3 protein-coding genes are annotated in these 1,768 nt (G+C 73.6%); all 3 read right to left on the bottom strand.

The window, feature by feature from the left end; all coding sequences use genetic code 11:
• Nucleotides 1–1,008: asparagine synthase-related protein (locus J0670_RS37255; RefSeq protein WP_307806866.1), on the bottom strand; the 1,008-nt coding region annotated here is incomplete at its 3' end.
• A 24-nt stretch (nt 1,009–1,032) separates the two neighbouring features.
• On the bottom strand, nt 1,033–1,191 hold the full coding sequence (locus tag J0670_RS37250) for a lasso RiPP family leader peptide-containing protein (RefSeq protein ID WP_207817205.1): 159 nt from the start codon (nt 1,189–1,191) through the stop codon (nt 1,033–1,035).
• A 177-nt stretch (nt 1,192–1,368) separates the two neighbouring features.
• The coding region (locus J0670_RS37245) for a MarR family winged helix-turn-helix transcriptional regulator (RefSeq protein ID WP_207817204.1) at nt 1,369–1,768 on the bottom strand (400 nt) is incomplete at its 5' end.

Below are 1,768 nucleotides of genomic sequence, written 5' to 3'. Positions count from 1 at the left end.
ACCGCCGTGGCCCGCGAGTTGGAGGCCGATCCCGTGCTCGCGGTAACGGGCGGACGACGCCTCCAGGACGGCCCTGCCGCGCAGCGCTCCGGACGGAGCGTCCGTCGGTGTCCGTGGTCGGCCGAGGTTCGCGTACTGGCCGGGGAGTCGGTCCTGCGGCAGGTCCAGCGCCACCGCATCCGGCAGGTGGCTCCGGGCGAGGTCGGCCCAGCGGGTGTCGTCGTTGGCCGGGTCCCGGAACTCCAGGGTCAGGGTGTGCAGAGGGGCGCCGGCGTCGTTCGCGAGGAACGCGAGCGCGGTGGAGTCCATGCCTCCGGACAGATCGCAGCCCAGCGTCGAGGCCGGCGTCGCGGCGACGCGCAGGGCCACGGCCTCGGCGAGGGCGGAACGCAGCGCCGGCGCACCGGTCGTCAGCGGGCGGTCGGGCTTCGGTGGTGACCACCAGCGGGCTTGCGCGGACCCGCCCTCCGCGTCGACCGTCAGCGCGTCGCCCGGGGGGACCGCGAGGACGCCCGTCCACGGGGTGAGGCGGTCCAGCGGATGCGGGGGCCCGTCGGCGATGAGCTGTACCGCCAGCCACCGCTCGTCCGTCCCGGCGGCCGACAGCCCGGCCAGGACGTCCGCACGATCCGCCGCGACCGTGACGCCGTGGACGCGTGCGGCGTAGACGCGACGCAGACCGGAGGCGGTGCCGTGCAGCCGGAACCGGCCCGGCTCCGAGACGGCCACATGGGCACTGCCCGCCACCGGGGAGGGCCCGGGAACACCGTGGTCGACGCTCAGCGATGCCAGGAGGCGGTCGAGGACCGCCGCGTCGGGGCGCGCCCGGCCGATGACGGCGACCCTCCGGTCACCCGTCGACAGTTCCTGGCAGTGGCCCGTCGGAACCCGGCCGACCAACCACGGCCTGCCGGAGGCGTGCCGGACGAGGACCGACCACGGGGGCCGGAGGTCCTCCAGCACGCGAAGGCCGGCAGGACAGTCCGGCACGGCGACGAACCACTGCACAGGAGACTCCGCCTCAGACGTGGATCAGAAGAAGCGCCCGACGCCCGCTTCCCTGTACTGGCCCGACCCGCCGCGCGTGTCCTGGGTGAACGTCCCGGCCTCCACGACCATCGGCGGCTCGTACGGCGCAGGGTTCTCCGCGCCGCCCCGCTCCTCGCTCCGGGACACCTCGTCGCTGTCCATGATCATGCCTCCTTCTGGCGGGCCCCTCCGACAACTCCCGCTGGATTTCCAGGATTACCGGTCCATCGGATTCCGGGTGAGTGATCTTTCGGCCACAATCCCCCGGCACTCGCACCCCGCGTCAAGGCCACGACCCCCCGAGCCACACGACTCAGGGGAGGGCAGTCCGCCGTCGGCTCATCCCCGCGGCCAGGGCCGCCCGTCGAGCCGCTCGATGCCGGTGTTGAAGCGTCGCAGGGCGCTCGCGAACGAGGCGATGTCCTCCTGTGACCAGCCCTCCATCACGAGGTTCAGCGCCCGTACGTGGGCTTCGCGCTCCTCGTCCAGCCGGCGCCGGCCCTCCTCCGTGAGGCGGAACTTGCGGGCGATCCCGCCGTCCGGGTCCGGGATGCGTTCGAGCAGCCCCGCGCTCTTCAGGGCCGCCGTCTGCCGGTTGAGCGTGGAGACGTCCAGCCCGAAGGCGTCGCTCAGTTGCCCGATGGACATGGGGCCCTGCGCATCGACCCGGCTGAGCAGGATGTAGGCGGTGCGTTCCAGCTGGCTGCCCTCGGGGCGGGCGTTGACCTGGCTGAGGTCG

This window comes from Streptomyces sp. FH025 (genome assembly GCF_017427025.1).
GTDB lineage: Bacteria > Actinomycetota > Actinomycetes > Streptomycetales > Streptomycetaceae > Kitasatospora.
This window is presented reverse-complemented; position numbering and strand designations above follow the sequence as displayed.